Genomic DNA, 21,058 nt, shown 5'->3' on the forward strand with positions numbered 1-21,058 from the left:
CCCCTCGATCGGAGTGGGCCGCGCCACCTCAGCCCGGTCGGTGCGTCACCTCTCCGCGGGCGCCTCATCGGGGAAGTCGGTACCGATCCGCTGTGCCTCACCGGTGGTCGCCGGGTCCGGCCGGTCCACCTGGTCGGTGGCCGCCATCTGCAGGCCGTTCAGGTCGGTGCGCATGTAGATGACGTTGTAGCGGTCCCAGGTGGTGACCACCGACTCGAGGTAGCGGCCACTCGCCCACGGGTGCATGAAGCCGCCGTAGACCGAGGGCAGCAGCACGCCGCTGATGATGGTCTGGGTGCCGCTCCACGGGCCCTGCGGGTTGTCGGCCTGCCGGATGACCAGACCGTTCAGGTCCGTGTACATGGCGACGTACTTGTTCAGGTAGTCGTTCCACTGCACCGACAGCTCGCTGACCGGCGCGGGCATCACCGCCTTGGCCGCCGCCTGCTCCGGCACCCAGCCGGTGCCGTTCCAGTACTCGTAGGCGGACGGGTCGAGCAGCTGCGCGCCGTGCACCCGGGCCAGCAGCGCGTCGCCGAACCTGCCCGACGGCGTCCCGTACTCGTAGATGTAGCCGTCGCCGCGGCCGGTCAGGAACGCGCTCTGCTGCCAGTCCTTGTTGCTCGGCGCGATGGCCGGGATGCCCTCGATGCCGATCCCCTCGGTGTTCGCCCGCACCGTGCCGGCCTGGTTGACCCAGTTCTCGCCGTTGTCGGTCGAGGTGGCGATGGCCGAGTAGTTGGTGGTCCAGTTGCCCGGGGTGTCCCAGGACCGCACCGACATGTAGCGGACGTACTGGGTGCCGCCGTAGGACACCGCGCCGGTCGGGATGGTGGTGTACTCCCCGGGAATCGCGAAGCCCGGGATGATCTCCTTCGAGTGGTTCGGCGCGTCCAGCGGCGAGCTGTCGATCCGCATGCCGTCGGCCAGGGTGGTGTCCGCGCTGCGGAAGAGCACGTTGCTGCGCCAGTCGTCGCCCTCGGAGCCGCAGACGCCCACCGTGTCGCCGAACGCGATCAGCGTGTCGTGCTCGGCGCCGGGCAGGCCGTTGTCCCACATGATGCCGAGGTCGGTGCCGGAGACGTTGAACCGGTTGATGGTGTCGTTCGGGCTGCCGGGCCCGGTCACCATCTCGATCGCCTTGGTCCGGCCGGTCAGCCGGGGCAGGGCGCCGTCCGGCGAGCCCGTGATCCACGGGAGGGCTTTGCCCAGCGAGCCCGTGGCACTGCCGGAGCTACCCGAACTACCGGAACCGTTCCCGCCCTGTCCGCAGGGGCCGCCGGCCGCCGCAGCGGGCGGGGCCATCACCACCGACAGTGACACGGTGACCGCGGCAGCGGACAACGCCGCAGACCATGAACGTCTCTTCGAGTGCACAGGCAATTCCCCTTCAGCTGGGCGGACGGCGATACTGGGTCCCCCGACTGGTGCCGCCGCTTCGTCCGCGACCGCACACCACGGGGCTAATCACGGACGCGCGGCAACCCTGCCACGCCGTCCGGACCGTTGCAGTCTCTTTGGGAATCTTTGGGAAATTTTTATATAGCGTCCAAATTCTGCCTAGTCGTGCCTTCGACCGACAATGTCGACGACGCAGGGTTGGTCACACGCCGTCAGTCGACCGGCGTCAGGAAGGCCGCGAGCGCGTCCGCGTAGAACCCGACGTCGGCCGCGCCCATCAGCTCCCGAGCCGAGTGCATCGCCAGCTGCGGCGCTCCCACGTCGACGGTGGACAGGCCCGTCCGCGACGCCGTGATGGGGCCGATCGTCGACCCGCAGGGCAGGTCGGCGCGGTGCACGTACCGCTGCAACGGCACCCCGGCCCGGTCGCAGGCCAGTGCGAAGGCGCCCGCCCCGGCCGCGTCGGTGGCGTACCGCAGGTTCTGGTTCACCTTGAGCACGGGACCGCCGTTGACCTCGATCCGGTGCGCCGGCTCGTGCCGGTCCGGGTAGTTCGGGTGAGTGGCGTGCGCCATGTCCCCGGACGCGCACACCGAGCCGGCGAGTGCCCGCAGGAAGTCCTCCCGGCCGCCGCCGCGGGCCAGCACGATCCGCTCGAGCACCGAGTTCAGCAGGTCCGAGAAGGCGCCGCGGTCGGACATGCTGCCGACCTCCTCGTGGTCGAACAGCGCCAGCACGGGGATCGCCTCGCCCGGTTCCGAGACCGCCGCCAGCAACGCCTGCGTGCCCGCGTAGCAGGTGCCCTGGTTGTCCAGCCGCGGCGCGCTGACCAGCTCGTCGTGCAGCCCGACCAGCGCACTCGGCGCGAGGTCGTGGGTCATCAGCTCCCAGCCGAGCACCGCGTCCTCGGCAACCCCCGCCTGATCGGCGAGGTAGCCGAGGAACGAGGTCGGCGAGTTCCCGACGCCCCAGATCGCGTTGACGTGCCGCTGCGGGTCGAGCTGGACCCCCTTGCGCTCCTCGGACAGGTGGATCGCCAGCTGCGGCACCCGAAGGATCGGCTGGTCCACCCGAATCAGTTTCTGCACCAGCGTGTTTCCCACCCGCACGCTGAGCCGGCCGGAGATGCCGAGGTCGCGGTCGAGCCACGAGTTCAGCCAGGCACCGCCGTACGGCTCGAGTCCCACCAGCTGCCAGCCCGCGGACTGCAGGTCCGGATGCTGCTTGACCCGCAGGTTCGGACTGTCGGTGTGGCCACCGACGATCCGGAACGGCGCGTCGCCGTGGCCCGAGTCCTCGGTGCTCCAGGCCACCAGCGAGCCGCCCCGGACCAGGAAGTAGCGTCCGGGTGCGGACGGCCAGGTGTCCGTCTCGAGCAGTTCCACGAAACCGGCCTCGGTCAGTTCTGCGGCGACCGTCGCGCACACGTGGAACGGGGACGGCGAGGCGTCGACGAAGGCACAGAGGCCGGAGGCGGTGGCGTCGGTCAGCGAGGGCATGGCCTCGATCCTAGGACCGCCGACACCGCCCCGGGCCCGTCGTTCGGTGTTCGCTCAGTGCTCGCCGCCTGCGACACAGAAACGGTTGCCGTCCGGATCGGTCAGGGTCACCCAGCGGAACCCGTCCATGTCGTGCCGCTCGTACTCGGTGGCGCCCGCCGCGACGAGCCGCTCGACCTCCGCGTCCAGGTCCGGCGCGGACAGGTCGAGGTGGATGCGGTTCTTGCCCGGCGTCGGGTCCTCCACCTTCTGGAAGGCCAGCTTGAACGGCGCCCCCGGCGCACCGACCATGTAGAAGAAGCCCTCGTTGTCGGCTTCGATGCGGCCGCCGATCTGCTCGGCCCACCAGGCGGCGAGGGGACCGGGGTCGGCGCTGTCAACGGTGATCATGCCCAGAGTCAGTGTCATGGCGGCACGCTACCGCCGGGCACCGACATCCCGCCCGGCCCGCGATCCGGCTCCCGACGTGGCCGCGCACCCGCACTAGGGTTGACCCGAGTAGAGCAACCTCGCCGGCGTCGATGCGGCGCCGCACGATTGGAGTCCGATGCTGCCCGAGTCCCAGCCCGTTGCCACGCCGCTGACCCCGGCCGCGGTGTTCATGGTCGTCACCGTCGAGCCGGGCGGCGAGGCCGCCACCCGGGCCGTGCTCGCCGACGCCGCGGGGTTGTGTCGGTCCGTCGCACTGCGGGTCCCTGGCTCGGGACTGGACCTGGTCGTCGGGGTCGGCTCGACTGCCTGGGACCGGTTGTTCGACGGACCGCGGCCCGCCGAGCTGCACGAGTTCACCGAGCTCCAGGGCGCGACCCACCGCGCGCCGTCCACCCCCGGCGACCTGTTGTTCCACATCCGCGCGATGAGCATGGACGCCTGCTTCGAGCTGGCCCACCAGATCACCAAGCGGCTCGCCGGCGCGGCCACCGTCGTCGAGGAGGTGCACGGCTTCCAGTACTTCGAGAACCGCGACCTGATCGGGTTTGTCGACGGCACCGAGAACCCGACCGGCGCCCAGGCCGTCGCGGCGGTCACCGTCGGCGACGAGGACCCGGGTTTCGCCGGCGGTTCGTACGTGCACGTGCAGCGGTACGTGCACGAGATGAACTCGTGGGAGGCGCTGGAAGTCCCCGAACAGGAGCGGATCATCGGACGCAGCAAGGTCGACGACATCGAGATGACCGCCGAGGTCAAGCCCGCCAACTCACATGTCGCGTTGAACGCGATCAAGGACGAGGACGGCCGGTCACTCGAGATTCTGCGCGCGAACATGCCCTACGGCCAGGCCGGCGGCGAGATGGGCACCTTCTTCATCGGCTACTGCCGCACCCCGTCGATCACCGAACGGATGCTCGAGAACATGTTCCTCGGCAGCCCTCTCGGCAATCACGATCGGCTGCTGGACTTCTCGACCGCGGTCAGCGGATCGCTGTACTTCGTGCCGAGTGCGGACTTCCTCGACGCGCTGCCCGCAGCGCCGGAACCGCGCTGAGCCTGCCCTCCCCGTCGCAACCCGGCCGCGGTGGGGCGGTCGACGCCTCACCCGGGCAGCACCACGCGGTCGGTGGACGCCCCACCACCGACCGCGTAGGCATGGCTGACCGGGCGGACCACCGGCCGGAGGGTCTTGCTCAGATGTTGGGCAGCGCGCAGACGGCGTCGAGGCCGAAGACACGGTTGAGCCTGCCGAACGCCAGCCATGCCCCGATGCTCATCGACAGTTCGACGGCCTCGGCCTGGGTGTAGTGCTCGTACATCCGCTCGAAGAACTCGTCGTCGAGGCTGTGGTGGTCGAGCGCGTAGCGCTCGGCGTACTCGGCGGCGAGCCGGGTGCGGTCGTCGAAGACGTCGGTGGTCCGCCAGTTGGTGACCGCCTCGTCGAACCCGTCCGCGACCTTCTGCCCGTCCCGCTCGGTCCGCCAGTCCTGGCAGATGATGCAGCCGTTGATCTGCGCAATCCGCAACCTGGCGGCCTCGAACGCCTGCAGGTCGATGGTCGAGTGCTCGTACACGGACAGCGAGAACTGCGAGGCGGGGATCCCGATGCCGGGCACCATCTCGCCCCACACGTAGCCGATCGGGTCCTTGCCCTCGGGAATGTCGATGTTCATGACTGCTTCCTTCCAAGTTTTCCGACTGCAGGGCGCAGCGGGACGTCGAGCGCGTCGTAGATTCCGGGTTCCGCGTCCACCAGCCAGTCGATGGCACTCACCAGCCGGCCGACCGCGGTGGCGTTGCCGCCTGCGGACCGACTGCCGCCCTCGTCGGTGCACTCGACGGACACCTCGATGCGCGGGCGGCCCTCGATGATCACCCGGTGGGCGCCGTCGCCGTCCGGCGGCATCGGCCAGTCGGTGGCGCAGGTCGGGTGGATGCGGGTGACGTGTTCGACGATGATCCGGGGCTCGCCGTCGACGATGCCCTGCACCTCGAACCGCACCGCCCCCTGGGTGCCCGCCTCGAAGTCGCCCATCGTGGCGGTGCTGACGGTCGCGTCGAGCGCGCGCCGGTCCAGGGTCTCGCGGATCTCGTCGAGTTCGACGCCCAGCGCCCGGGCCATCATCCGGACCTGTCCGCCCCACACCATGGTCGGGATCGTCGGCGCGATCATCGGCGGCAGGTAGTCCATCGGCTGGCCCATGCCGACCAGGTAGCGCACCGAGTCCGGCTGGTCGTAGGTGGAGTAGTCGAAGATCTCCTGGCAGCGGATCACGTCGACGGTGCTGCCGAGCCCGCTGAGCAGCAGCGGCAGCACGTCGTTGCCCCAGCCGGGGTCCACGCCGGACGCGAACAGCGACCCGCCGCCCTCGGCGATCGCGGCGAGCACCGGGTCCCGGAGTTCGGGCGGGGCGTTGGTCGGGTCGTAGAGCGGGTACAGGGCGGGGCTGACGACGACGGCGCCGGCGCGGATCGCGCGGCAGATGTCGGCCAGGGCGTCGTCGGGCCGGATGTCGCCGGACGCCGCGTACACCACGGCCGCGGGGCCTGCGGCCAGCACCGCCTCGATGTCGTCGGTCGCGAGGACGTCGAGGTTGCAGCCGAGGCCCGACAGGTCGCCCGCGTCGCGGCCGACCTTCTCGGGGTTGTTGACGATCACGTTTTTGAGCTCGAGCAGGGGGTGCGCATCGACGGCGCGGATGGCCGCGCGCCCGACATTTCCGGTACCCCAGACAACCGTTGAGATCATGGCGGGAGGATACCGACCTGGAATACGTTCTCGTGGCGGTTCCGGCCACGCAGACCCGTTCGAGGCGACAAAAAAGGACGGACCGGGGGTGACCGGTCCGTCCTCTTTGTCGTGTGCGGCTGGACTCAGGCGGTGAGGACCGCGTCCAGTGCCGAGTAGAACAGGCCGAGGCCGTCGTCACTGGGGCCGGTGAGGGCCTCGGTGGCGTGCTCGGGGTGCGGCATCAGGCCGACGACGCGGCCGTTGGCCGAGGCGATGCCCGCGATGCCGCGCTTGGAGCCGTTCGGGTTGTCGCCCGCGTAGCGGAAGACCACGCGACCCTCGCCCTCGAGCTCGTCGAGGACCTCCTCCGATGCCTGGTAGCGGCCCTCGCCGGACTTGAGCGGGACCAGGATCTCGGCGCCGACCTCGTACCGCGAGGACCAGGCCGTCGCGTTGGACTCGACCTTGAGCCACTGGTCGCGGCAGATGAAGTGCAGGCCCTCGTTGCGGGTCAGCGCGCCCGGGAGCAGGCCCGCCTCGCACAGCACCTGGAAGCCGTTGCAGATGCCGAGCACCGGCATGCCGCCCTGCGCCGCCTTGACGACCTCGCCCATCACCGGGGCGAACCGGGCGATGGCGCCGCAGCGCAGGTAGTCGCCGTAGGAGAAGCCGCCGGGCACGATGACCGCGTCGACACCCTTGAGGTCGGCGTCGCCGTGCCAGAGGTTGACGGCCTCGCCGCCGGCCAGGTTGACCGCGCGCACCGCGTCGATGTCGTCGAGGGTGCCCGGGAAGGTGATGACTCCGATGCGGGTGCTCACTGGACTCGGGTGACCTTCCAGTCCTCGATCACCGTGTTCGCCAGCAGCGACTCGGCGATCTCCGAGAGCTCGGCGTCGGTGACGGTGTCGTCGACCTCGAGCTCGAACCGCTTGCCCTGGCGCACATCCGCGACACCGGCGTGCCCGAGGCGTCCGAGGGCACCGACAATGGCCTGGCCTTGCGGATCGAGAATCTCGGTCTTGGGCATGACATCGACAACGACACGGGCCACGTGCTGCTCCTCGCTAGGTGCTCCGGTACCGCCCGGCACAGACCACCGGGCAACTGGCAGTTTACCGGTCCGCCCCGCCACACTCCGCATCGAGTGAACGGTCCGTTCATTCGACCGCATCGAATGAACGGAAGCGTTCATTCGATTGCATCGAATGAACGTGCCGTTCAGTCGCGACGACAGTCGCCGAGCCGCGCACGGCGACACCGCGAAGAACGGTGCGACGGGCAGGCATTCGCGCGGCACACCCGGGCTCCGGCGCATACTCGACACCATGCGACTGACCCACTTCGGCCATTCCTGCGTGCTCGTCGAACTGGCAGGCAAGACCGTCCTGTTCGACCCCGGGAACTTCTCGCACGGCTTCGAGGGCATCACCGGGCTCGACGCCATCATGATCACCCACCAGCACCCGGACCACGCGGATCCGATGCGGCTGGGCGAGCTGATCAACGCGAACCCGGGCGCGACGCTGTACTCCGACCCGCAGACCGCCGCCCTGCTCGGCCGGTCGTGGACCGGGGTGCACGCCGGCGACGTCTTCACCATCGGCGACCTCCAGGTCACCGGCGTCGGCGGCACGCACGCGGTGATCCACCCGGAAATCCCGACCATCGACAACACCGGCTACCTGCTGGGCAGCGCGGACCGGCCGGGCCAGTTCCTGCATCCCGGCGACTCGCTGTTCGTCCCGGAGCAGGCGGTGGACGTGCTCGCCATCCCCGCCGTCGCACCGTGGATGAAGATCTCCGAGACCGTCGACTACCTGCGGGCCGTCGCGCCGCGGATGGCGGTGCCGATCCACCAGGGCATCATCAACGACCCGGCGTCCGGCATCTACTACGGCCGGCTCAACGAGATGGGCCCGGACGGCACCGAGTTCCGGGTGCTGCCGACCGAGGACGCCACCGAGGTCGCCTGACCGGCGCTCCACAGCTCGCGCAGCCGGCTCAGGCCGCACCCCGACCGAGTCTCCGCTCCCAGCGGTAGGCGGTCGGGGTGGCCTGGTGGTGCAGGGCCAGGTCGACGGCGTCGAGCACGGCCTGACGCGGGCCCGGCGCGGCCAGCTTCCTGGCCGAGATCGTCAGCCGCACCAGTCCCCCGCGGCGGGCCGTCCGGCCTGCCCCGAGCACCATCGCCCGACACCACCACGGCTCCGCGCGGAACCCCTCGCCGATGCCCGTCACCCGGCCCCGCACGGCGGTGCCCCGTTCGAGGTCGTGGATCGCGGTGGCCCCGGCGAGCAGCCGGAAGCCGGCACCCGGCAGCGCCCGGACCGCGCCGGGCGAGGCCAGCCACCGCGGCGGCGCGAACGCCCGGGTGCGCAGTCCGGTCTGCTCGAGCACCCGGTCCGCGGCCGTCAGCCGCAGCGCGGCCTCGTGTTCGGGGAGCGCGGCGAACTCTGCGCGCCGACTCTTGGTGGCGGCCTGGTCGTAGCCGTGCAGCACGATTGCGTCGCCGTGGTCCTGCCGCTCGCGCAGCCACTGCTGCGTCGGGGCGTCGCGGCTGAGCCGGTACTTGTCCTTCAGCCGGGGCGCGACGAGCAGCGAGAGCGGCACCCCGCGGCCGTCCATCTCGCGCGCGAACGCGTCCACCAGCTCGGTGGTCTCGTCGCGGATTCCCGATACCGACACGATCAGCTGTCCGGTCACGAACCCCAGCATGAGCCCCGAACGTGAACGCCCGCTGACACCCACCGAAACGTTGAACGGGGGTTCCCGGCTCGCGTGAGACGAGCAGGCAACCCCCGTTCGACGGGTGGGGTGACGGTCAGCTGGGCAGCACGGCCTCGATGGCCGCGACGACCTCCGGCGCGTCGGGCTCGGTGCGCGGGCGGAACCGGTTCACCACGGTGCCGTCCGGCGCGATCAGGAACTTCTCGAAGTTCCACTGGATGTCGCCCGCGGCGCCGTCCGCATCGGCGGCGGTGGTCAGCTCGGCGTACAGCGGGTGCCGGCCCTCGCCGTTGACCTCGATCTTCTCCAGCAGCGGGAAGGTGACGCCGTAGGTGGTGGAGCAGAACGTCTCGATCTCCTCCGCGGTGCCCGGCTCCTGGCCCATGAACTGGTTGCACGGCACGCCGACGACGGTCAGACCACGGTCCGCGTACTCGGTGGCCAGCTTCTCCAGCGCCGAGTACTGCGGGGTCAGGCCGCACTTGGACGCGACGTTGACCACCAGGACCGCGCGGCCGTCGAACTCGCCCAGCGAGGTGGCGACGCCGCCGAGGGTGTTGATGCCGATGTTCTGTACGGGAGTTGTCATGGCACCAAGGTAGCGACGCCGGCCCCGCGGCGGCAGCCGGGCTCAGCTGTGGACGAGCGGGCGCGCGGGCTCGGGCGCCGGGGCACCGTGTCCGTCGCCCTCGTCGAGCATCGTCTCCTCGTCGAACGGCAGCCTGCCGTCGAGCACCGCCTTGACCCGGTCCCCGTCGACGGTCTTGGTCCACGTCCCGATCAGCAGCGTCGCGACGGCGTTGCCGGAGAAGTTGGTGACGGCACGCGCCTCGGACATGAACCGGTCGATGCCGACGATGATGCCGACGCCGTCGACCAGGTCGGGGCGGTGACTCTGCAGGCCGCCGGCCAGGGTGGCCAGTCCGGCGCCGGTGACCCCGGCGGCGCCCTTGGACGCGACGATCATGAACACCAGCAGCGAGAGCTGCTCGGTCAGGCCCAGCGGCTGCCCCATCGCGTCGGCGATGAAGATCGAGGCCATGGTCAGGTAGATGGCGGTGCCGTCGAGGTTGAACGAGTACCCGGTGGGGACGACGACGCCGACGGTGGTGCGCTGCACGCCGACGTGCTCCATCTTGGCGATCAGCCGCGGCAGCGCGGACTCCGAGGAGGAGGTCGCGAAGATCAGCAGGTACTCCCGGGCCAGGTACTTGACCAGCTTGAAGATCGAGAAGCCGGTGGCCAGCCGCAGCAGCGCGCCGAGTACGCCGAAGACGAAGATCAGGCAGGTCAGGTAGAAGCCGACCATCAGCACGCCCAGCTGCGTGACCGCGGACAGGCCGGTCTGGGCGACCACGTTGGCGATCGCGCCGAACGCGCCGATCGGGGCCAGCCACAGCACCATCGACAGGATCTTGAAGACCAGCTTCTGCGCGTACCCGACGCCCCGGAGGATGGGCTCGCCCTGCGCGCCGAGTGCCTGCAGGCCGAAGCCCACCAGCAACGCCACGAACAGCGTCTGCAGCACACTGCCGGAGGTCAGGGCGGAGAGCAGCGACGTCGGGATGATCGAGGCGACGAAGTCCATCGTCCCGCCCGCGGAGTGCGCCTGCTCGGCCAGTGCCGCCCCGGTGCCTGCGGAGACCCCGCTCAGGTCCAGACCGCTGCCCGGGTCGAGCAGGTTGCCGACGACCAGGCCGATGCCCAGCGCCACCGTGGACATGCCGATGAAGTAGGTCAACGCCAGCCCGCCGACCCTGCCGACCGAGGCCGCGGCCTTGACCGACCCGATGCCGAGCACGATCGTGCAGAAGATGACCGGGCTGATCATCATCTTGATCAGGTCCACGAACAGCGTGCCGAGCACGCCGAAGGACTTGGCGACGCCCGGGGCCAGCCAGCCGACCAGGATGCCCGCGACGACGGCGATCACCACACCGATGTACAGCCAGTGGGTGCGGTCGCGCTTCTTGGGCGGCTGCGCCTGGGCGGCGTGGTCCTGCGGGCTCGCGCTCATCGGTGTCCTCTGGATCGATTGGCAGCGAAGTGATGGCGATCACCTCGAGTCGAGGGAAGATTCTTCTAGCGCTCGCGGTTCCGACGAAGATTGTGTTCATTACGTTCAGGAGAGGAGACCGGTGGCGCACCGATCGCGGCGACGGCCGATGAGCCTCGCCCGCCAACTCCTGCTCCTGCAGGTCGCGGTGTTGGCACTGGTCATCGCCGCGGGCACGGCGCTGGGCATCGTCGACCAGCTCCGCGACAGCGACGACGCCAACCGGCGCGAGGTGACGGCGGTCGCACAGACCCTGGCGCTGTCGGACTCGACCGCCGCCGCGCTGCGCTCCCCCGACCCGACGGCAATGCTGCAGCCGGAGACCGAACGCATCCGGGGTGCCACCGGCGTCGACTTCGTGGTGGTGATGGCACCGGACCGCACCCGGTACACCCACACCAACCCCGCCCTGATCGGACAGCCGTTCGACGGGAACATCGACCGCGCCCTCGCAGGCGAGACGTTCACCGAGACCTACGCCGGCTCGCTGGGCCCGTCTGTCCGGGCAGTGACGCCGGTATACGACGACGGCACCCTCGTCGGCCTGGTCTCGGTCGGCGTCACCCGCGCCCGGGTGGGCGCGGAGGTCGCGGCCGGCCTGCCCCTGCTCTTCACGCTCGCAGGCGCGGGCCTGGTGGCGTCGACCCTCGGCGCCCTGCTGCTCAGCCGCCGGCTGCGCCGCCAGACGCTGGGACTGGCGCCGGACGAGCTGCGCCGGCTCTACGAGCACCACGACGCGGTGCTGCACTCCATCGGCGAGGGCCTGGTGGTGCTCGGGCGGGGCCGGTCCGGCGACGGGGAGTTCGTGGAACTGGTCAACGACGAGGCCCGGCGGCTGCTCGATCTGCCCGACGGCCCGGTCCGGCTGGCGGACCTGCCGGAGTCCCTGCGCAGCGCCGACCCGGACGAGCCCGCCGACGCGGGCGACGAGGTGCACCTGACCGCGAACCGGGTGCTGGTGGTGGGCCGGCACCCGGTGGACTGGGAGCGCCGGCGCATCGGCACGGTGCTGACCGTCCGGGACCACACCGAACTGCGGGAGGTACTCGGCGAGCTCGACTCCGCCCGCGGGTTCGCCGAGACGCTGCGCTCGCAGGCCCACGAGTCGGCGAACCGGCTGCACACCATCGTCACCATGGTCGAGCTCGGCCGCTACGACGAGGCCGTCGCCTTCGCCACCGACGAGCTGCGGCTCTCCCAGCACCTCATCGACCGGCTGATGTCGACGGTCGAGGAACCCGCGCTGGCGGCACTGCTGCTGGGCAAGGTCGGCGAGGCCGCCGAGCGGGGCGTCGAACTGACCGTCACCGAGGACACCGCGCTGGGCCCGGTCGCCACCATGCGACCGCGGGAACTGGTGACGCTGGTGGGCAACCTCGTCGACAACGCCGTCGACGCCGCCCGCGACACCGACAACCCGTGGGTGGAAGTCTCGGTGCGGCAGGAGGACTCGATGCTGGTGGTCCGGGTCGCCGACAGCGGGCCCGGCCTGACCCCCGACGCCCTCGCCCGCGCCACCGCCCGCGGTTACTCGACCAAGTCCGGTTCGCGCGGGCTGGGCCTCGCCCTGGTCGCGCAGGTGGTCTCCCGGCACCGCGGTTCGGTGCGCACCGAACCGTCGGCGGGCTCGATGCTGGTCGTCGAGATCCCGCTGGCCCCCGTGGCGGGGGACGCATGATCCGGGTGCTGATCGTCGAGGACGAGCCGCTGATCGCGCAGGCGCACCGCTCCTACGTCGAGCGGGTACCGGGGTTCGCCGTGCACGGCGTGGTGCACACCGGCAACGACGCCGTCCGCGCCGTGGTCGCGGCCGGCCGCACCGACGAGCCGGTCGACCTGGTGCTGCTCGACTTCGGTCTGCCGGACTCCAGCGGACTCGACGTCGCGGCCGCGCTGTCCGGGCTGCGACCCAGCCCGGACGTCATCGCCGTCACCTCGGCGCGCGACCTCGAGGTGGTGCGCACCGCGGTGGCCAGGGGCATCGCCCAGTACCTGCTCAAGCCGTTCACCTTCGCCGCGTTCCGCGACAAGCTCGAGCGGTACCTCGAGTTCCGCGAGGCCCTGCCCGCCGGGCAGTCCGCCGCAGGCCAGCACGACATCGACCGCGCGATGGCGGCGCTGCGCGGCACCAGCACCCGCCCCGTCACCCCGAAAGGCGTTGCGCCCCTGACCCTCGGCCTCGTCGCGTCCGGCATCCGCGACGCCGACCGGGCGTTGACCGCCGCCGAGGTCGCGGCGGCGGTCGGGGTGTCCCGGGTGACCGCGTGGCGCTACCTGGAACGGATGGCGGAAGACGGCCTGGTCGACCGGCGCACCGAGTACGGGCGCGCCGGCCGGCCCCAGGTCCGGTACGCCTGGCGCTGAGGGCGGTCCGGCTACGACCGGATGGTGCCCCGACCCGGGATCACCGGCAGGTCGAGCGCGGACAGCAGCCCGGGCTTGGCGTCCCCGAGGAACGGGATCGCGTTGATCGCGCGCATCCCGGTGGCCAGGCACCCGCCGGTGATCGGGTTGTCGTCGAGTTCACCGCGGAAGACGGTCTCCTGGGTGATGTTCGGGCTGCCCTTGATGATCACCCGGTACACGTCGTTGTCCACCGAGGTGGCCCGCGGCCAGTGCGTGGCCGCCGCGTTGGTGATCCGGTTGACGTGCTCGATGACGATCTTCGCCTCGCCGCCCACCCAGCCACGGATCTCGAATCGCACCGCGGCGCACTGGCCGGGTTCGATGACGCCGAACTTGTACTCGATCGGCTCGGTGGCCGCCCACTTCTCGTAGACGGTGTCGATCCGGTCCAGCTTCACGCCCACCGCATCGGCGATCATCGGAATGGTGTGACCCCACGCGAAGATCAGCACCTCCGGGATCTCGAGCACCGCCGCCTGCTCGATCGGCGCGCCGATTCCCATGGTCGGGCCGTAGTCGCCCTCGTAGGTGGCGTAGTCCAGCAGTTCCTGCACCCGCACGCTGTCCACCCGCCCGCAGACGCCCATCAACGTCATCGGGAACAGGTCGTTGGCGAAACCGGGGTCGATCCCGGTGGTGAAGCAGGACTTTCCGCTCTCCTGGCAGGCCTGCTCGAGCGCGACCTTCATCTCCGGCGGGCACGGCTCGGGGTAGACCAGCGGCGTCATCGAGGTGGACACCACGTGCTTGCCCGACCGCAGCGCGGCGGTCATGTTGTCGATGTTCGCCACCGCGTACTCGGCGGTGGGGCCGTAGTAGGCGACCGCGTCGGCGTCGACCCGCAGGGCCGCCTCCCAGTCCGTGGTGGCGGCGAGCCCGAACGGCTCGGCACCGATCAGGGTGCCGACGTCGACGCCGTCCTTGTCCGGGTCGTGCACGATGACGCCGACGAGCTCGAACTCCGGGTGGTCGAGGAGCTCACGGATGACGAGCTTGCCGACGACGCCGGTGCCCCAGACGATGACCTTGTGCTTCATGCCTTACTGCCTTTCAAGAATTCGGTGTGTGTCAACAGGTTCCGAGACTTCAGCGGAAGTACTCGCCCGCGTTGACGAAGAGGGTCTGGCCGGTGAGCATCCGCGCGCGGTCGGAGGCGAAGAACACCACCGAGTTGGCCACGTCGTCGTCGGCCGGGATCTCGCCGAGCGGCATGTTCTTGGTGATCTCGCCGATCACGGTCTCCTCGGAGACGTCGCGCTGCTTGGCGGACAACGCCACGTACAGCTCGATCGGCGGGCCCCACATCCAGGTGGGGACGACGGTGTTCACCCGGATCTTGTGCGGGCCGAGTTCGGTTGCCAGCGACCACATTGCCGCGTGCAGCGCCCCCTTCGAGGTCGCGTAGGCCGACTGCGGGAGCTGCGGGTGGAACATCGCCTGCGAACCGATCAGCACCACCGACCCGCCCCGCTTCTTCAGCTCCGGCAGCGCGGCCTGCGTCAGGGTGAGCGTGCCGATCACGTTCGCGTCGAGCATCGCCTTCCAGGCGTCGAGGTCGGCGCCCTCGAGCCCGCCGAAGACGTCCTCCTTCGCGGCCACGTTCACCAGGGCGTCCACTCCCCCGAAACGCTCCGCGGCCGTGCCGATCAGCCCCGCGCAGGCCTCCTTGTCGAGGATGTCGGTGACCGCGTACGCGACCCGCTCACCGGTGGGGTCGACCTCGTCGGCCACCGACTTCAGGTTCGCCTCGGTCCGCGCGCCGAGCACCACGTTCGCCCCGTCGCGGTACGCGGCCAGTGCGATCTCCCGCCCGAGCCCGTTGCCGACCCCCGAGACCACGACTGTCTTGCCTTCCAACAGCTCCGCCATATCCAGCTCCCTCCGGTGCGATGCAGGCCTTTACGTAACGTCGGGTTACGTATTTTGCAAAATAACACCGGGATACGCTGTCGACAGTGACTTCCGGCGAAGAGACGACAGAGACGGCCACCGAGCGCAGGCGCGGACGCCCGCGGAGCGCGGCGATCGACGGCGCCGCGCTGGCCGCGACGCGCGAGCTGCTGGCCGAGGTCGGCTGGGACCAGACCACCATGGTGGCGATCGCCGACCGCGCCGGCGTCGGCAAACCCGCCCTCTACCGGCGCTGGCCGTCCAAGACGCACCTCGTGTTCGAGGCGGTCTTCGGCTGGGTCGACGAGTCCACCCCGGTCGCCGACGCGACGGACGCCGCGGACTGGATCCGGCGGTCCTGCGGGTACTCCCTCGAACTCTTCGGCCGTCCCGAGGTGAAGGCCGCGCTCCCCGGACTACTGGCCGCGTTCGGCGACCGCGCCGACCTGCTGACCACGCTGTGGACCGACTTCGGCGGCCCGGGTGTCGGGATGCTGGCCGACGCCCTCCGCGGCGGCGAGAGGCCGGGCGAGGACGACGGCGCGGCCCTGGACGCGCAGGCCACCATGCTGTTCATCGTCGGGGGCGCCATGGTGCTGCGCCTGATGATGGCGGACGCGGACGCCGCCGGCGTCGCCGCCCGGATGCCGGACATCCTGCTCGGCGGCGTTGCCGGCCGGCCACCTGCGAAGTAGCGGCCGCACCGAGGTCAGCGGAGCCGGGCGACCTCGGATCGGGCGAAGTCGGTGGCGGGCGTCTCGCGTCCGCCGTCCTCCGCGATCTGTTCGGCGAGTTCGCCCGCCGCGGTCAGCACGTGTCGCGCACGCCTGCGGCCGGCGTGATCCCCCGCGGCCTTGACGAATGCCTTGCGTTCGCGGCCGGTGCCGCTCACCGCGGCCAGTTCGGGTCCGGTGAGGACCCCGCGGTCGACTTCTGGGGTGAGGATGGCGCGAACCCAGGCGCGCTCGGGCACGGCGGCCCGGCGCAGCCCGACCACGAGCAGGGTGAACATCACGATCGGCACCAGGATCCAGACAGCGAGAACGCCGATGAACGTGCCGTGCGCCAGCGCGGCCGCGCTGTCCCAGGCGCCATGCATCAGCATGGCCCCCAGCACGAGTACCAGGCCTCGGCCGACGCGACGGGGCTCGTCCGACCTGCCGATCAGCCACACCAGGCCCATGCAGAAGATCGCGCTGAAGACGGTGTGGGAGGCGATGCCGGTGGCGGCACGCATGACGATCACCTGCACGACGGCGGGCCCCTGCTCCGCGCCGAACGCCCCGGCAGCGGCGGAGACCGCGTAGAGCAGGTCCTCGAAGACCTGGAAGCCGAGTCCGATGAAGGCGCCGACGACGGCCCCGTCGAAGGCGGTCCGCACCACCCGCGGCGCGAGCAGCAGGATCAGGACGAACCCGGCCCCCTTCGCGATCTCCTCGGTGAACGGCGCGGTCAGTGCGGCGCTCCAGTCCAGGGCGAAGGCCTGGCCGTAGACCTTGGTGTAGATCGCGCGGATCGGGTCGTTGGCCGCGATCACCATGCCGAAGGTGGCACCGATCCCGCCCCAGAGGAAGGCCAGGACGCGCACCTTGACGGGCACGCTCCTGAACCGGTCGACATGACTGATGATCAGCCAGAACGGCACCGTGTAGAGCGTGAACACGACCACCCCGGAGACCAGCGCGGTGGTCAGCACGGGTGCCCCCGGGACCAGGTTCTGCAGCAACCGGACCACGCCTGCCGCCATGATCAGCCAGTACACCCAGAACGCGAGGTTGCGCGGCTGGTAGATCCGGTAGGGGCGGCCGTAGCCGGACCGTGCGATCGCGGTCAGCTGCCGCCGCTTGTCCGCATCGGGCGTCACGTCACCTGTGAGGGCGGTCATTCGGTGGCCTCCTGGCGCTCGAACCGGATGCTGCGCATCGTGGTCTCGACGTCGGCGTTGTCGGCGATGACGTCGCCGGGCAGTCCCACTCCGGTGATCGTGACGGCGGTCCCGTCGTCGACGAAGGCCGCGAAGAAACCCTCCCGGTTGGCTTCGGTGAACTTCTCGACGACGCCCCGAGTGCCCGCGCCGGAGTAGATCTCCTGCCGCTCCCCGGTGAGCCTCAGTCCCTCCGCGCGATTCATCCCCTCGCTGCGGCCGGCGGCCTCGTCGAGCAGCGCGTCGACCGACCCACCGAAATCGGTGGCGCTCATCGACAGGACCATCGTCCCGCTGCCGAACACCGCGTCGGTGCCCTTGATGCCACTGGTGGTGGTGTCGGTGGCGCGCAGGCCCGACACGAGATTCCACCCGTCCGGCGGGTCCACGGTCACCCCGTCCGCGAGCACCAGCACCTCACCCGCCGCGACCGGGTCGTCGTAGGCGATCGACCGGTCGATCGCCGGGACCACCGTGGCGTACAGGAACGCCAGCAACAGAATTCCCAGGGCAGGCAACAGGGTTCGGCGGTCGAGGCCGAGGATCCTGCGATCGACCGGCACCCAGTCGTCCCGTTCCTCCCTCGGCACCGGGTCGCGGTGGTGACGGGTCACTGCGTCGGTCATGGGACGAGATTAGTCCTTACGTGCGCGAACTACCCCGCCGCACCAACCGTGTCGAGCACCCACGCGTACTCGAACGCAACCTCTTTCCACTTCTCGTAGCGACCGCTGACGCCGCCGTGCCCGGCGCTCATCTCGGTGCGCAGCAGCAGCGGGGCGTCGCCGGTCTTGGTTGCCCGCAGCGCCGCAACCCACTTGGCCGGCTCGACGTACAGCACCCGGGTGTCGTTGATGCTGGTGATCGCGAGGATGGCGGGGTAGTCCTGCGCTGTGACATTCTCGTACGGCGAGTACGAGCGCATGTAGTCGTAGACTTCCTTGTCCGCCAACGGGTTTCCCCACTCGTCCCACTCGATCACCGTGAGCGGCAGGGAGGGGTCGAGGATCGAGGTGAGCGGGTCCACGAACGGCACGTTCGCGAGGATCCCGGCGAACAGCTCCGGCGCCAGGTTCGCCACCGCACCCACCAGCAACCCGCCCGCGCTGCCGCCGTCCGCCACCAGCTGCGCCGGGGTGGTGCGGCCGGTGTCGATCAGGTGCCGGGCGCAGTCGACGAAGTCGGTGAAGGTGTTCTTCTTGGTGAGCATCTTGCCGTTCTCGTACCAGTGCCGGCCCATCTCGCCGCCGCCGCGCACGTGCGCGACCACGAAGACCACGCCCCGGTCCAGCAGCGACAGCCGCGCCACCGAGAAGCCCGGATCCATGCTGGCCTCGTAGGAGCCGTAGCCGTAGAGCAGAGTTGGCGCGGGGCCGTCGGCACCGTCCGGGCGGGTGCGCTGCACGATCGAGATCGGGATCCGGGTGCCGTCGCCCGCGGTCACCCAGTCCCGATGCTGCTCGTAGTCCGCCGGGTCGTACCCGCCGAGGACGGGCTGCGACTTGCGCAGCAGCAGCTCGCCCGTGGCCACCTCGTAGTCGTAGACCCGGCTCGGCGTCAGGAACGAGGTGTAGCCCAGTCGCAGCAGCGGTCCCGTCCACTCCGGGTTGGAGCCCACGCCCACCGAGTACAGCTCCTCGTCGAACTCCAGCTCGTGCATCTCGCCGTAGCCGTCGGCGGTCAGCGGCCACACCGCCAGCTGCGTCAGGGCCGCGCGCCGGTAGCTGAGCACCAGGTGCCCAGCGAACGCCTCGACCTCCTCGAGCCGCACGTCCTCGCGGTGCGCGAGCAGGGTGCGCTGGTCGGTCGGGTCGGCCACCGGGGCGTCGACCAGGGTGAAGTTCTCCGCCTTGGTCCCGTCCACGTCACCGTTGTGCAGGATCAGGAAGCGGTCCTCACCGGCCACCACGGCGTGCTCGACGCTGTACTCGACGCCGTCGACGCGGGGCAGCACCACCCGGAACTCGCCCTCGGGGTTCGCCGACTCGAGGCACAGGATCTCGGAGGTGATCTTGGAGCCGATCCAGATCATCAGGTACTTCTCGCTGCGGGTGGACCCGAAGCCCACCCAGAACCGCTCGTCCGGCTCGTGGAAGACCTTGACGTCGTCGCCCGGCGCCGCGCCGAGCCGGTGCCGCCACACGGTGTCGGGGCGCCAGGCATCGTCGACGGTCAGGTAGAAGACGTGCTCGTCGTCCACCGACCAGGTCACGCCCGGCGCGGTGTCGGGGATCTCGTCGGCGAGCAGCTCGCCGGTGCGCAGGTCCTTGAACCGCAGCGTGTACCGCTCGTCGCCGGCGGTGTCGACGGAGTAGGCCAGCAGGTTGCCGTCGAGGGTGACCGAGAACGCACCCAGCGAGAAGAACGCGTGGCCCTCCGCCAGCTCGTTGCCGTCGAGCAGCACCTGCTCACCGGGGATCTCCGCGTCCGCGGACAGCACCGGCGGCGTCCAGTCGTCCTCGGCCGAGATCGGGCAGCGGCACTGCACGCCGTACTGCTTGCCCTCGAAGCTGCGTGAGTAGTACCACCACTGTCCCATCCGGGACGGCACCGACAGGTCCGTCTCCTGGGTGCGGTTCTTGATCTCCTGGAACAGGGTGTCGCGCAGCGGCGCGAGGTGCTCGGTCCGCGACTGCGTGTAGGCGTTCTCCGCCTCGAGGTACGCGATGACCTCGGGGGACTCCTTGTCCCGCAGCCACTCGTAGTTGTCGACGAAGGTGTCGCCGTGATGAGTGCGTTCGTGCGGAATCTTCTTGGCGACCGGAGCGGTGACCGGGGTGACGGACGAAGTCATGGCGCCACCCTATGCGGTGGCGCCATGACGTGGCGATTACACCCAGTCGGCGAAGGACAGCCCGGAGATCCGCTCGTAGGCCTCGATGTAGCGGGCCCGGGTGGCGTCGACGATCTCCTGCGGCAGCGGCGGCGGCGGGGTGTCGGACGCCCGGTCCCAGCCGGACTCGGGGCTGGTCAGCCAGTTGCGGACGAACTGCTTGTCGAAGCTCGGCTGCACCCGGCCCGCCTCGTAGCCGTCCGCCGGCCAGTACCGCGACGAGTCCGGGGTGAGCACCTCGTCGGCGAGCACCAGGTTGCCGTCGGGGTCGAGACCGAACTCGAATTTGGTGTCGGCCAAAATGATTCCGCGGTCCGCGGCGAAGTTGGCGGCCCGGACGTAGATCTCCAGGGTGTCCTCGCGGAGCTTGACCGCGAGGTCCTGGCCGAGCTGCTCGACGACCGTCGCGAAGTCGACGTTCTCGTCGTGCTCACCCATCACGGCCTTGGTGGCCGGGGTGAAGATCGGCTCGGGCAGCTGGCTCGACTCGACCAGTCCCTCGGGCAGCGCGACCCCGCACACCGCACCGGTGCGCTGGTAGTCGGTCAGACCGGAGCCGGTCAGGTAGCCGCGGGCCACGCACTCGACGGGCACCATGTTCAGCTTGCGCACCACCAGGGCCCGGCCGAGCACCTCCTCCGGGATCCGCTCGTCGTCCGGCGGCCCTGCGAGGTGGTTGTACCCGCCGAGGGTGTCGAAGAAGAAGACGCTCATCGCGGTGAGCACCCGACCCTTGTCCGGGATCGGCGTGTCGAGCACGTGATCGTAGGCCGAGATCCGGTCGCTGGCGACGAGCAGCAGGTGCTCGTCGTCGATCGTGTACAGATCGCGGACCTTGCCGCCGGCCAGGTGGGCGTAGTCAGTCAGTGAGGGGCGCACGCGACAACCCTATCGGGTCGCTTCCCCGGGCAGGTCGGGGCCGATCACCGCCCGCACGCATGGACTATCCTCCCAATCGTTGTCACGGTGTTCGGGAAGTCCGGTGTGAAACCGGCGCGGTACTCGCCACTGTGAGCAGGTACGTCGACTACCCGGGGTTCGGCCCCAGCCACTGGATGCACGCATCCGGGAAGGCGTAGGCGACGGTTATCCCTGCTGAGCCAGGAGACCGGCCGTGACGCATACCTGCACGTTTTCCACGAGTCATGGAAGGCGG

General features: G+C 70.3%; 21 protein-coding genes and 1 riboswitch. Of the genes, 5 read left to right on the forward strand and 16 right to left on the reverse strand.

Annotated features, from left to right (window positions below; translation table 11 throughout):
* Positions 1 to 45: 45 nt before the first annotated feature.
* The 3 genes from ACFO6S_RS07700 to ACFO6S_RS07710 all read right to left on the reverse strand — a co-directional run bounded on the left by ACFO6S_RS07700 (position 46) and on the right by ACFO6S_RS07710 (position 3,308).
* Positions 46 to 1,305, reverse strand: a complete 1,260-nt coding sequence (locus tag ACFO6S_RS07700; RefSeq protein WP_378416113.1) for a DUF4185 domain-containing protein — start codon at positions 1,303 to 1,305, stop codon at positions 46 to 48.
* A gap of 308 nt (positions 1,306 to 1,613) precedes the next feature.
* A complete protein-coding gene (locus ACFO6S_RS07705; protein ID WP_378415642.1) occupies positions 1,614 to 2,900 on the reverse strand; it encodes a M18 family aminopeptidase in 1,287 nt (428 codons plus the stop codon).
* Between the two features lie 54 nt (positions 2,901 to 2,954).
* On the reverse strand, positions 2,955 to 3,308 hold the full coding sequence (locus ACFO6S_RS07710; protein WP_378415644.1) for a VOC family protein: 354 nt from the start codon (positions 3,306 to 3,308) through the stop codon (positions 2,955 to 2,957).
* 139 nt (positions 3,309 to 3,447) lie between these two features.
* Between ACFO6S_RS07710 and ACFO6S_RS07715 the strand changes: the two genes are divergently transcribed.
* Complete coding sequence (locus ACFO6S_RS07715) at positions 3,448 to 4,386, forward strand: Dyp-type peroxidase (protein WP_378415646.1); 939 nt, start codon at positions 3,448 to 3,450, stop codon at positions 4,384 to 4,386.
* A 139-nt stretch (positions 4,387 to 4,525) separates the two neighbouring features.
* Here ACFO6S_RS07715 and ACFO6S_RS07720 read toward each other — a convergent pair whose 3' ends face one another.
* The 4 genes from ACFO6S_RS07720 to purS all read right to left on the reverse strand — a co-directional run bounded on the left by ACFO6S_RS07720 (position 4,526) and on the right by purS (position 7,117).
* Positions 4,526 to 5,005 (reverse strand): carboxymuconolactone decarboxylase family protein, encoded by a 480-nt coding sequence (locus tag ACFO6S_RS07720; RefSeq protein ID WP_378415648.1) that lies wholly within the window; start codon positions 5,003 to 5,005, stop codon positions 4,526 to 4,528.
* Positions 5,002 to 6,081: an NAD(P)H-dependent amine dehydrogenase family protein gene (locus ACFO6S_RS07725; protein ID WP_378415650.1), complete on the reverse strand. Its 1,080-nt coding sequence runs from the start codon at positions 6,079 to 6,081 to the stop codon at positions 5,002 to 5,004. The genes ACFO6S_RS07720 and ACFO6S_RS07725 overlap by 4 nt, the downstream gene beginning before the upstream one ends.
* A 125-nt stretch (positions 6,082 to 6,206) precedes the next feature.
* Entirely contained in the window at positions 6,207 to 6,884 is a 678-nt protein-coding gene (purQ, locus tag ACFO6S_RS07730) for a phosphoribosylformylglycinamidine synthase subunit PurQ (protein WP_378415652.1), read from the reverse strand.
* On the reverse strand, positions 6,881 to 7,117 hold the full coding sequence (purS, locus tag ACFO6S_RS07735; RefSeq protein WP_378415654.1) for a phosphoribosylformylglycinamidine synthase subunit PurS: 237 nt from the start codon (positions 7,115 to 7,117) through the stop codon (positions 6,881 to 6,883). Before purS ends, purQ begins: the two co-directional genes overlap by 4 nt.
* 274 nt (positions 7,118 to 7,391) lie before the next feature.
* Between purS and ACFO6S_RS07740 the strand changes: the two genes are divergently transcribed.
* Entirely contained in the window at positions 7,392 to 8,039 is a 648-nt protein-coding gene (locus ACFO6S_RS07740) for an MBL fold metallo-hydrolase (protein WP_378415656.1), read from the forward strand.
* 28 nt (positions 8,040 to 8,067) lie between these two features.
* On the opposite strand, the gene ACFO6S_RS07745 is transcribed toward ACFO6S_RS07740, so the two are convergent.
* The 3 genes from ACFO6S_RS07745 to ACFO6S_RS07755 all read right to left on the reverse strand — a co-directional run bounded on the left by ACFO6S_RS07745 (position 8,068) and on the right by ACFO6S_RS07755 (position 10,810).
* Positions 8,068 to 8,769, reverse strand: coding sequence for a DUF2334 domain-containing protein (locus ACFO6S_RS07745; protein WP_378415658.1), 702 nt, complete (start codon positions 8,767 to 8,769; stop codon positions 8,068 to 8,070).
* 118 nt (positions 8,770 to 8,887) lie between these two features.
* Positions 8,888 to 9,382, reverse strand: a complete 495-nt coding sequence (locus ACFO6S_RS07750) for a glutathione peroxidase (protein ID WP_378415660.1) — start codon at positions 9,380 to 9,382, stop codon at positions 8,888 to 8,890.
* Positions 9,383 to 9,424: 42 nt separating this feature from the next.
* On the reverse strand, positions 9,425 to 10,810 hold the full coding sequence (locus tag ACFO6S_RS07755; RefSeq protein ID WP_378415662.1) for a cation:dicarboxylate symporter family transporter: 1,386 nt from the start codon (positions 10,808 to 10,810) through the stop codon (positions 9,425 to 9,427).
* A 148-nt stretch (positions 10,811 to 10,958) separates the two neighbouring features.
* Here ACFO6S_RS07755 and ACFO6S_RS07760 point away from each other — a divergent pair, with 148 nt between their 5' ends.
* Together ACFO6S_RS07760 and ACFO6S_RS07765 are read left to right on the forward strand one after the other, a co-directional pair.
* Positions 10,959 to 12,527, forward strand: coding sequence for a sensor histidine kinase (locus tag ACFO6S_RS07760; RefSeq protein WP_378415664.1), 1,569 nt, complete (start codon positions 10,959 to 10,961; stop codon positions 12,525 to 12,527).
* Positions 12,524 to 13,213, forward strand: coding sequence for a response regulator (locus ACFO6S_RS07765; protein WP_378415666.1), 690 nt, complete (start codon positions 12,524 to 12,526; stop codon positions 13,211 to 13,213). The genes ACFO6S_RS07760 and ACFO6S_RS07765 overlap by 4 nt, the downstream gene beginning before the upstream one ends.
* Positions 13,214 to 13,224: 11 nt before the next feature.
* On the opposite strand, the gene ACFO6S_RS07770 is transcribed toward ACFO6S_RS07765, so the two are convergent.
* Both ACFO6S_RS07770 and ACFO6S_RS07775 read right to left on the reverse strand, forming a co-directional pair.
* On the reverse strand, positions 13,225 to 14,292 hold the full coding sequence (locus ACFO6S_RS07770; RefSeq protein ID WP_378415668.1) for an NAD(P)H-dependent amine dehydrogenase family protein: 1,068 nt from the start codon (positions 14,290 to 14,292) through the stop codon (positions 13,225 to 13,227).
* 49 nt (positions 14,293 to 14,341) lie between these two features.
* On the reverse strand, positions 14,342 to 15,124 hold the full coding sequence (locus tag ACFO6S_RS07775; RefSeq protein WP_378415670.1) for an SDR family oxidoreductase: 783 nt from the start codon (positions 15,122 to 15,124) through the stop codon (positions 14,342 to 14,344).
* Between the two features lie 86 nt (positions 15,125 to 15,210).
* On the opposite strand from ACFO6S_RS07775, the gene ACFO6S_RS07780 reads away from it, so the two are divergent.
* Entirely contained in the window at positions 15,211 to 15,840 is a 630-nt protein-coding gene (locus ACFO6S_RS07780; protein WP_378415672.1) for a TetR/AcrR family transcriptional regulator, read from the forward strand.
* A 14-nt stretch (positions 15,841 to 15,854) separates the two neighbouring features.
* On the opposite strand, the gene ACFO6S_RS07785 is transcribed toward ACFO6S_RS07780, so the two are convergent.
* From ACFO6S_RS07785 to ACFO6S_RS07800, 4 genes are read right to left on the reverse strand one after another with little or no spacing between them, the layout of a single operon-like run.
* Positions 15,855 to 17,030: a PrsW family intramembrane metalloprotease gene (locus ACFO6S_RS07785; RefSeq protein WP_378415674.1), complete on the reverse strand. Its 1,176-nt coding sequence runs from the start codon at positions 17,028 to 17,030 to the stop codon at positions 15,855 to 15,857.
* Positions 17,027 to 17,695, reverse strand: a complete 669-nt coding sequence (locus ACFO6S_RS07790) for a hypothetical protein (protein ID WP_378415676.1) — start codon at positions 17,693 to 17,695, stop codon at positions 17,027 to 17,029. Before ACFO6S_RS07790 ends, ACFO6S_RS07785 begins: the two co-directional genes overlap by 4 nt.
* Positions 17,696 to 17,724: 29 nt before the next feature.
* Entirely contained in the window at positions 17,725 to 19,863 is a 2,139-nt protein-coding gene (locus ACFO6S_RS07795; RefSeq protein ID WP_378415678.1) for a S9 family peptidase, read from the reverse strand.
* 36 nt (positions 19,864 to 19,899) lie between these two features.
* Entirely contained in the window at positions 19,900 to 20,781 is an 882-nt protein-coding gene (locus ACFO6S_RS07800) for a phosphoribosylaminoimidazolesuccinocarboxamide synthase (RefSeq protein WP_378415680.1), read from the reverse strand.
* Positions 20,782 to 20,849: 68 nt separating this feature from the next.
* Positions 20,850 to 21,033: riboswitch (cobalamin riboswitch) on the forward strand.
* Positions 21,034 to 21,058: the final 25 nt, after the last annotated feature.

The sequence above is a fragment of the Rhodococcus kronopolitis genome (assembly GCF_042654025.1).
GTDB lineage: Bacteria > Actinomycetota > Actinomycetes > Mycobacteriales > Mycobacteriaceae > Rhodococcus_G > Rhodococcus_G kronopolitis.

Bases quoted from the DNA above. Each gene is read 5' to 3' on its own strand.
- ACFO6S_RS07700 (WP_378416113.1), bottom strand. From the start codon at position 1,305: ATGGCCCCGCCCGCTGCGGCGGCCGGCGGCCCCTGCGGACAGGGCGGG.
- ACFO6S_RS07705 (WP_378415642.1), bottom strand. From the start codon at position 2,900: ATGCCCTCGCTGACCGACGCCACCGCCTCCGGCCTCTGTGCCTTCGTC.
- ACFO6S_RS07710 (WP_378415644.1), bottom strand. From the start codon at position 3,308: ATGACACTGACTCTGGGCATGATCACCGTTGACAGCGCCGACCCCGGT.
- ACFO6S_RS07715 (WP_378415646.1), top strand. From the start codon at position 3,448: ATGCTGCCCGAGTCCCAGCCCGTTGCCACGCCGCTGACCCCGGCCGCG.
- ACFO6S_RS07720 (WP_378415648.1), bottom strand. From the start codon at position 5,005: ATGAACATCGACATTCCCGAGGGCAAGGACCCGATCGGCTACGTGTGG.
- ACFO6S_RS07725 (WP_378415650.1), bottom strand. From the start codon at position 6,081: ATGATCTCAACGGTTGTCTGGGGTACCGGAAATGTCGGGCGCGCGGCC.
- ACFO6S_RS07740 (WP_378415656.1), top strand. From the start codon at position 7,392: ATGCGACTGACCCACTTCGGCCATTCCTGCGTGCTCGTCGAACTGGCA.
- ACFO6S_RS07750 (WP_378415660.1), bottom strand. From the start codon at position 9,382: ATGACAACTCCCGTACAGAACATCGGCATCAACACCCTCGGCGGCGTC.
- ACFO6S_RS07755 (WP_378415662.1), bottom strand. From the start codon at position 10,810: ATGAGCGCGAGCCCGCAGGACCACGCCGCCCAGGCGCAGCCGCCCAAG.
- ACFO6S_RS07760 (WP_378415664.1), top strand. From the start codon at position 10,959: ATGAGCCTCGCCCGCCAACTCCTGCTCCTGCAGGTCGCGGTGTTGGCA.
- ACFO6S_RS07765 (WP_378415666.1), top strand. From the start codon at position 12,524: ATGATCCGGGTGCTGATCGTCGAGGACGAGCCGCTGATCGCGCAGGCG.
- ACFO6S_RS07770 (WP_378415668.1), bottom strand. From the start codon at position 14,292: ATGAAGCACAAGGTCATCGTCTGGGGCACCGGCGTCGTCGGCAAGCTC.
- ACFO6S_RS07775 (WP_378415670.1), bottom strand. From the start codon at position 15,124: ATGGCGGAGCTGTTGGAAGGCAAGACAGTCGTGGTCTCGGGGGTCGGC.
- ACFO6S_RS07785 (WP_378415674.1), bottom strand. From the start codon at position 17,030: ATGACCGCCCTCACAGGTGACGTGACGCCCGATGCGGACAAGCGGCGG.
- ACFO6S_RS07790 (WP_378415676.1), bottom strand. From the start codon at position 17,695: ATGACCGACGCAGTGACCCGTCACCACCGCGACCCGGTGCCGAGGGAG.
- ACFO6S_RS07795 (WP_378415678.1), bottom strand. From the start codon at position 19,863: ATGACTTCGTCCGTCACCCCGGTCACCGCTCCGGTCGCCAAGAAGATT.